The 7,868-nt window shown below is 38.7% G+C and carries 2 protein-coding genes and 4 pseudogenes; 2 read left to right on the forward strand and 4 right to left on the reverse strand.

Features of this window, described 5'->3' with window-relative positions:
* Positions 1 to 11: 11 nt before the first annotated feature.
* Together HSISS3_RS05510 and HSISS3_RS05515 are read right to left on the reverse strand one after the other, a co-directional pair.
* Positions 12 to 4,810: pseudogene (locus HSISS3_RS05510) on the reverse strand (glycoside hydrolase family 70 protein).
* Positions 4,811 to 5,051: 241 nt separating this feature from the next.
* Positions 5,052 to 5,425, reverse strand: a pseudogene (locus HSISS3_RS05515) (transposase); the annotation flags it as partial.
* 163 nt (positions 5,426 to 5,588) lie between these two features.
* Here HSISS3_RS05515 and HSISS3_RS11630 point away from each other — a divergent pair.
* Positions 5,589 to 5,837: a SemiSWEET family transporter gene (locus HSISS3_RS11630; protein WP_042772071.1), complete on the forward strand. Its 249-nt coding sequence runs from the start codon at positions 5,589 to 5,591 to the stop codon at positions 5,835 to 5,837.
* A 96-nt stretch (positions 5,838 to 5,933) separates the two neighbouring features.
* Here HSISS3_RS11630 and HSISS3_RS05525 read toward each other — a convergent pair whose 3' ends face one another.
* Positions 5,934 to 6,482: a DNA-3-methyladenine glycosylase I gene (locus HSISS3_RS05525; protein WP_021152001.1), complete on the reverse strand. Its 549-nt coding sequence runs from the start codon at positions 6,480 to 6,482 to the stop codon at positions 5,934 to 5,936.
* Positions 6,483 to 6,492: 10 nt separating this feature from the next.
* Positions 6,493 to 6,615 (reverse strand): annotated as a pseudogene (locus HSISS3_RS11635) (Holliday junction branch migration protein RuvA); the annotation flags it as partial.
* Between HSISS3_RS11635 and HSISS3_RS05530 the strand changes: the two are divergent.
* Positions 6,600 to 7,730: pseudogene (locus HSISS3_RS05530) on the forward strand (ISL3 family transposase); the annotation flags it as partial. The pseudogenes HSISS3_RS11635 and HSISS3_RS05530 sit on opposite strands and share 16 nt — an antisense overlap.
* Positions 7,731 to 7,868: the final 138 nt, after the last annotated feature.

Here is a 7,868-nt window from a genome sequence, read left to right on the forward strand (position 1 = left end):
TTTCTTTAGTCTTAATTTGACATGTAGCCTTTTCCTTCAGAATTGAAGTATACCCATTGGCCTGAAGGAATCTTAATCCAGCGATTAACAGCCTTATCCCCTGTATGAACATCATAGTAAGAGATTGAACCATCAGGATTTGAAGCCGTTGCTCCTTTCACCTGTCTTCCAGTTTGGTCAAAGTAAAGGTGTTGTCCGTTGATAGTCTGTTCACCGACAACGACTTCTCCCTTAGCATCAGCATAGTACCAGTTATTGTCTCCAGTAGTGAAGAAAGTTGATACTAACTTATCTCCGGTAGCCCCATGGTAATATGAGCGAGTGCCATTAGCGTTTGTTGCAAAGCCACCTTTAACCTGTTTACCATCAGTACCAAAGAAGAGTTTTTGACCGTTGATTACTTGAGCTCCAGTAACGACATTACCCTTATCATCAGCATAATACCATTTATCATGACCAGTAGTGAAGAAGGTAGAAACCATCTTATCACCAGTATTCCAGTGGTAGAATGAACGACTACCGTCAGTGTTCGTTACGAAGCCACCCTTAACTTGACGACCATTAGCATCAAAATAGAGATGTTGACCATTGATAACTTGTGCACCTGTCACATTACGACCACGTGAGTCAGCGTAGAACCAGTTGTTGTCCCCAGTAGTATAGAAGCCTGGTGTATGAGCCTTAGTCACAACACCCTTAGCATCGATATTAAAGGTTTGACCATCAACTACTAATGATGTATCAACAAGTTTCACACCTGTGATTGTATCGTAGTATGAAGTCGTACCATCAGGATTGTTCACGAACTCACCTTTAACTTGCTTACCTGACTCATCAAAGTAGAGCTCGTCACCATTGATGGTTTGGGCACCACGAAGAACATCACCTTCATTGTTTGCATAGTATGTGGCATCACCAACTTGGAAGAAGCGGTTCTTAACTTGAACACCTTTTTCATTGAAGTAAAGGTTTTGTTTGCCTACCTTAGTAAATCCAGTGGCAACATAGCCCTTATCATTAGCGTAGTACCAGTTACCATCTTGTTCAAAGAAGCCTGAGTACTTACGTTCACCTGAATCACCACAGAAGAACATCAAATGGCCGTCTTTTGTAGGAATGAAGATACCTTTAGCTTGGTAACCATTGTCATAGAAGTATTTTTCCTTACCTTCTACTTCAGTCAAACCAGTAGCCATGATGCCACCTTTGAAGAAGTATTGATAGAATTTTTCTTCCTTACCACTATCATCTTTAACGGTAACTTCTTTCCAACCAGTTTGAGTCGTCAATTTACCTGACTTATCATAAACCAATGATTGACCTTTGGCATTTTTAATAACACCATCAGTAAACATAACACCATTTGGCAAGAAGAAATAGTTTGAACCGTCGATAGCTTGTTCACCAGTTACAAGGTAACCCTTATCGTTAAAGTAGTACTGTTTGCCATTATATGTCACAAATTGACTCTTAGCTTGAGTACCAGATGTTGTGTAATAAGTTACCCCTGTACCATCATAAGCAAATCCAGTTTTAGCTTTTGTATCACCAGTCAAGGCTGCTGGAAGGAAGGTACCTTTATCGTTAACGGTGAAGTACAATTTACCATCGCTGAGAACGTAGTCAGAACCATGTTTTTGGATATTTGTACCGTTAAAGTACTTAGCTTCCCATTGTTTAATCTTCACAGATGGATCAATTGTCTTACCTGACGCTTCCATAACTTCTTTGAAGATTTCTGGATAAAGTTTTTGAAGTTTATCCAGGAAAGCACCACCATACTGTGCTTGGAAATCATTTCCTGATGACTTAGTATTTGTCACATAGAGTTTATTAACCAAGCTAGTATCATCAAGCACCTTACCATGTGTATCTGTACGAGTAGCTGTTACTACTTCTTTACCTGGGAGGGTATACAATTGGTCTGGAACCCAGTCAGCAATGACTTGAATACCTTGTTTGTGAAGAGCCTTAAGGGCATCACGAAGATCTTCTTTTGAACCGTATTTATTGTTTTTGCTCATGGCAAAGTCATAACGGTCTGTGAAGGCATAACCATTCTCAATAATAGAATCAAGGAAAGTTCCATCCTTAGATGAGACATATTGAGGTGCAATTTCAAATGACGTAATGCCCCATGACTTGAAGAGGTCTGCATTAGCTGCAATCAATTTATTAGTGTATTGACTATCTTCTTTAACAAAGTCTTGGAAGTTTGAGAAACCTTCGTAAATCACTTGTGCTTCAAGTGCTGCAGAAGAGCTATAAACCTTATCCCCTTCTTTGTAGGCTTTTGTTGATGGTTTAGCAAGAACGTTTTGATCGTCAGTCGCACCTACTGGTACCCAAACTGAAAGGTAACCACTCATATCAACAGTCTTAAAGCCTTTGATTTCATCAGCTGTGAAGACAAGATTTCCTTGTGCATCTGTATATTTAACAACCTTAGTATCTGAATCATTCAATGATGACACGATACCTTTATCCGTACCAAGCAAGAGTGGACGGTAGGCTTGGTTCTTGTGGGCTACACCCATATTTACAGTAATTGTTTCACCATCTGCTAATTTCAAATCTGGGTTATTAGCAATAAGGGTCAACATACCAGAATTGCGGCCGTATTTTCCACCTTCTGTATCTGTCTTAGACATCAAATCTTGACCATAACGGACAGAGACAAGAACTTCTTTATTATCTTTCGCAGATGACACCCCATCACCAGCAAGGTTGTGGATATAAGATGTTTGTCCACCAGCTACATACTTAGGACGCGCTTTAAGAAGGGTTGTGATTTGATCAAAGTATGGTGATTTCTTAGCCATGTACTGACCATTATCTGTATACAAGTCTCCATAATAAACACGTGTTGCTGCACCCATTGTTTGAAGCATCAAAGCATAGGCAGCAGGAATATTTGAATGTGTATATTCCTTATCCACTTTCAACATATCAGCATTATAAATGTCAAAAGCTTGTTTCAATTGGTCTAATGTGAAAGTAAATCCATCTGTTGTAGGATCAATTTTTTTGCTGATAATGTCTGCGATAACCGTTTGAACTTCTGAGTCGTGTGCACGAACAAAGAGATAGGTTGCAAAACCAAGTTGATCATATGATGTAACTTCCGCACGGTTTGAAAGACCGAAATAACCACCGTTAATAAGGTCCTTCATTGATGCATTACGAGCACCTGTACCTTTATTAGTTACTGGACGAGTCAATCCATGAACAATTGACAAACGGAGACCATTATCCATAGAAAGGGCAGCCGTATTATGTTCGTCCACATAATATGGGTCGTTTTGAGACCAAGCTTCAAGAATTGAGATATTAGCAAGGGCACGTGCTTCAGACTCATTGACCTTGTAAGCAGCCTTCATGTATGAAGACACCAATTGAAGCATATCGATGCTGACATTGTCCACAGCATCAACACGGATACCATCGAAGTGAGCATCTTTGTCCTTGTCTCCAAAGACGATTTGTCCCCAGTTCATGAAGTAATACAATTGGTTAAGCATTTCAGCTTGCACAATTGGGTTTGAGTTGTCGATATCGCTTGAAAGCAAGAACTCATAACCAGCATCACTACCACTCTTGATCTTATCGTTTGCCAAACGACTTGTTGCCGTTTGGTCAAGTTTACGGTAGTCTGAGTTAGCCCACTTCGTTAAATCACTATTAACAAAGAGGAGAGCCCCTTTTTGGAAGTGTTCTTTACCTGGAGATTCAGAGTTAATGTTCCATTTATCTTGGTCTTTAACAAAGGCCTCGATTGACTGACGTAACCAGTCTGTTGACTTATTAGCAGCAATCTTAACCTCAATCTTACGTTGAATGATTTGAGCAGCGGCATTCAAGCTAGCTTGAGAATTTTCAATCGTAAAGACATCTTTTGTTTCTTCACCATTGCTAAGAGCCTTAGTCATGTAGTTCAAGTAAGCTACTTGAGTATCCTTATCAGGCCACCAAGACATCAAAAGTGGACGAAAGTCTTTTTCAGTTGACGCTTTCCAAGTTGTTCCTGCTTCAAGGATTTCTTTTGGACGGTACCAACTATCAGCTGTCAAATAACCATCAACAAGTTCAAAGCTTGCTTTTGTTGAATCGTAAGCAGCATTGTTTTTAGTAAAATCAGTGACAAGATTTGTTGTTTCTTGTGTGAATGAATAAGTTGATGTGCTTGAAAGGACACCATTCTCATCAAAATAAAGGACCTGACCATTTACAGTAATGGCAAAGTTTTTCTTATGTGATCCATCTTCTAAAAGATAGTAATATTTACCATCTTTTCTTTTTTAATATTATCGAGTGAGACTGCAGCTTTAATTTCAGCTTCAGAAAGCTCTTTAGACTTCTCAGTCGTTGGAGCGGCTACTCCAGCATTTGTAGCTACTTCCGATGTTGTAGCTGTTTCTGGCTTAGCTACTACTTCTGGCTTGGCAGTCGTTTCAGGTTTAGCTTCAACCTCTACTGCTGTAGCTCTATCACTAGTTGTTCCTGAATTTGGTTGAACTGTCGCTTCAGCTGGTTTGTCAGCAGTAACTGCTGCTCGCTCTGTTGTCGTGGCATTTGAAGTATTTGCCACTTCAGTTGTTGCTCCTACCTCTTTTTCAACCACAGGATTTGTATTTTCCCCCACTGTAGTTGTTGAAGGTGATCCGTTAGAGTTATTTGTTTCTTCTGCAGAAGCGAGTGAAGTTGTGGTAACACTACCACCAACAATGGTAGCCAAAGCTGCTAAAGCAACAGCCAAAGTAACCCACTGCTTCTTCACTTTGTGCAGTTTATAGCGTACTTTATTTTCCATATTCAATTTTTCCCCAATGTATTTTTTGTCTTAAAATCTACACCTTAAAGACTTACTTATTATATCATTTTTTATTGTCAAAAAAACTTGATAAATCTTATTTCAACGAGTTTTTTACTATCTTAATGATAGATTAAATAATTGTCATGTAATCGAATTGGATACTGTCAATAATTTTGTGTAAATACTCAAGTAGAGTTACGGACTTTTAATCAAATAAGCTTTCAAGTGTGTCAGAACATTAGCCAAACTCTTTATGGATTCGTTGACTTTGCTTGAAATTATAATCTTCAAACAAAGTAACTAAGTAAAGTTCCAGAGCATCCTCGTTAGGAACTCCCCCTTCTTTTTCGTTTGACGTTTGATTTCTTTGTTAAGAGACTCAATGAGGTTTGTCGAATAAATGCTGTGCCAAATCTGGTAGGGAAACTGATAAAAAGTTAAAAGATTATCCGCATTCTCCAAACTTTCCATGACTTTCCTATACTTCGACTTCCATTCAGCGATAAAGTCCTCCAAAGCTTGCACTGCCATTTCTAAATTTTCAGCACGAATGGGAATAAATCTCTTTCTAGTAATGTGTTGCAACTCTACTATAACGGATTTATTCCTTTTTGTGTTTACACAACTTATTGCATACTACCCCCTGAAAAATATAAATATAGACACTTTAATCTATTTTGTACAGAAAATAACAATAAATGACTATACTCCTTGCCTATTTACAATCATTTTGATACTCTACAATCGGAGGTGAATATGATATGACAAAACAAAAATTAATCGAATTGTAGGTTCCATTGGTGCTTTTATTGGAATTATAGTATTTGTTGCCTACATTCCTCAAATTATCGCCAATTTACAGGGATATAAAGCTCAACCATTTCAACCTTTATCAGCTGCTATATCTTGCTTAATCTGGGTTATTTATGGATGGACAAAAGAACCTAAAAAGGATTGGGTACTAATCATTCCAAATTCAGCTGGTGTTATTTTAGGTGGAATCACTTTTTTGACTTCATTTTAACAAATCTAATAGTATGTATAAAAAGCTGAGATGAGTTTCTCAGCTTTTTCTCTATTCTCAGATAATTAAACGCTGCACTCACTAACTTCCGCTTTTTCATTCACAATCATTCTCATGGTCATCAACTAGACCTGCCGCCTGTAGAAAAGCTAAAACTGCGACTGGACCTGTAAACTTGAAGCCTCGTTTTTTGAGATCTTGAGATAACTTTTCAGACAAAGGTGTTTTAGCAGGTGGCTGGCGATAGTCAGGGACATCATTCACGATAGTTTTTCCCTCGACAAAAGACCAGAGGTAGGCATCAAAGGAACCGTAGGTTTTCTGGACTTGTAGAAATGCTTGAGCATTGGCACGCGTAGCAAAAATCTTGGCTTGATTTCGAATGATGGCTGGTTTGTCTAACAAGTCCTCCAACTCTGCATCCGTCATCTCCGCAACACCTTGGACTTGGTAGTTGTAAAATGATTCTCTGAAAGCTTGGCGCTTGTTGAGAACCGTTTCCCAAGACAGACCGGCCTGATAAGTTTCCAAACAAAGTAACTCAAAAAGAGCACGGTCATCATGAAGGGGTTGGCCCCACTCTTCATCATGATAGGCTACACATAAAGGGTTATTCATTTTTACCCAACCACAACGTTTCGGCATATATTTTCTCCTATTTCACCAACATCTTAAGGGCAGATTTGATATAGTTCTCAGCTGTATCCGTCGTTCCTTCGAAGAATTTCTTGATTTTCTTTAGTTCTGTTTCCTTGTAGCCTAGCACCACCATGCCCTCATTGCCAAGGAAAAATGATCAAATATGACTTTCAAAACCCTTCTAAAATTCCTCTCCTTGAACAAGCAGGAACACCTACACTATTACGTCTTAAAAAGCGTCGCTTCCAGTGTAAAAATTGCAGGAGAGTCACGGTAGCTAAGACATCAATCGTTGAGAAAAACCACTAAATCTCCAACCTTGTCCGACAAAAGGTTTCTCAACTTCTAACTGAGAAGGTGTCACTAACAGATATTGCCAGAAGACTTCGTATAGAGACGTCCACTGTTTATCGTAAACTTGACCAATTTACTTTCAAGGAGCATTATGACAAGCTCCCAGCTGTTATGTCTTGGGATGAGTTTGGGTTCAAGAAAGGTGAAATCGCTTTTGTGGCGCAAAACTATGAGACCAACAAACTCATAACCATCCTTGATAATCGTGCTCAAACCACTATTCGAAACTACTTTTTGAAGTATCCATTGAAAGTACGCAAAAAGGTACGGTTTATCACGATGGATATTTCAGGAGCCTATATGCCACTAGCTCGAATGCTTTTCACAAATGCCAAAATCATTATTGATTGTTTCCACATCATCCAACACCTTGGTCGAGCCTTTTTGAAGACTAGAATTGCCATTATGAATCAGTTTGATAAAAAGTCACTACCCTACCGAGCCTTGAAAAATCACTGGAGACTCTTCCAAAAGGACAGCCGTAAGTTATCTTGTAAGTCATTTCACTCGAAGACTTTTGGTCAAACCTTAAGTCCACATGAATTCGTTAAGAAGACACTGAATTTCTCAGAAGAACTCGCTAACTATTATAACCTCTATCAGCTGTTGCTGTTTCACTTTCAGGAGAAGAGGGAAGATGAGTTTTTTGAGTAAATAGAGGAGAATATAAGCAAGGTCAATCACTACTTCAAAACTGTCTTTAGAACCTTTCTTAGACACAAACAATACATCAAAAACGCACTAGAAACACATTACTCAAATGCAAAATTGGAGGGCACCAATAAGCTTATCAAAGACATCAAACGTCTGGGCTTCGGTTTTAGAAACTTTATTAACTTTAGGAAGCGTGTTTTCATCACTCTGAACATAAAAAGAGAAGATCTATCAGGTCCTCTCTAGATGTTAGTTTTTCGTCACCCACTACAGTTGACAAACATACTAAGATTAGTAGTGAAGAAATCTCCGACGGGAGAGAGTACTCACTACTTTTTCTTTATGTTAAAGTAGTGGTGTCTTGTAAAGTCGTAGGGCTCTATG

Source organism: Streptococcus sp. HSISS3 (genome assembly GCF_000448605.1).
Lineage (GTDB): Bacteria > Bacillota > Bacilli > Lactobacillales > Streptococcaceae > Streptococcus > Streptococcus raffinosi.

Excerpts from the sequence above, each read along its gene's own strand:
- HSISS3_RS05525 (WP_021152001.1), bottom strand. The coding sequence starts at position 6,482 with ATGCCGAAACGTTGTGGTTGGGTAAAAATGAATAACCCTTTATGTGTA.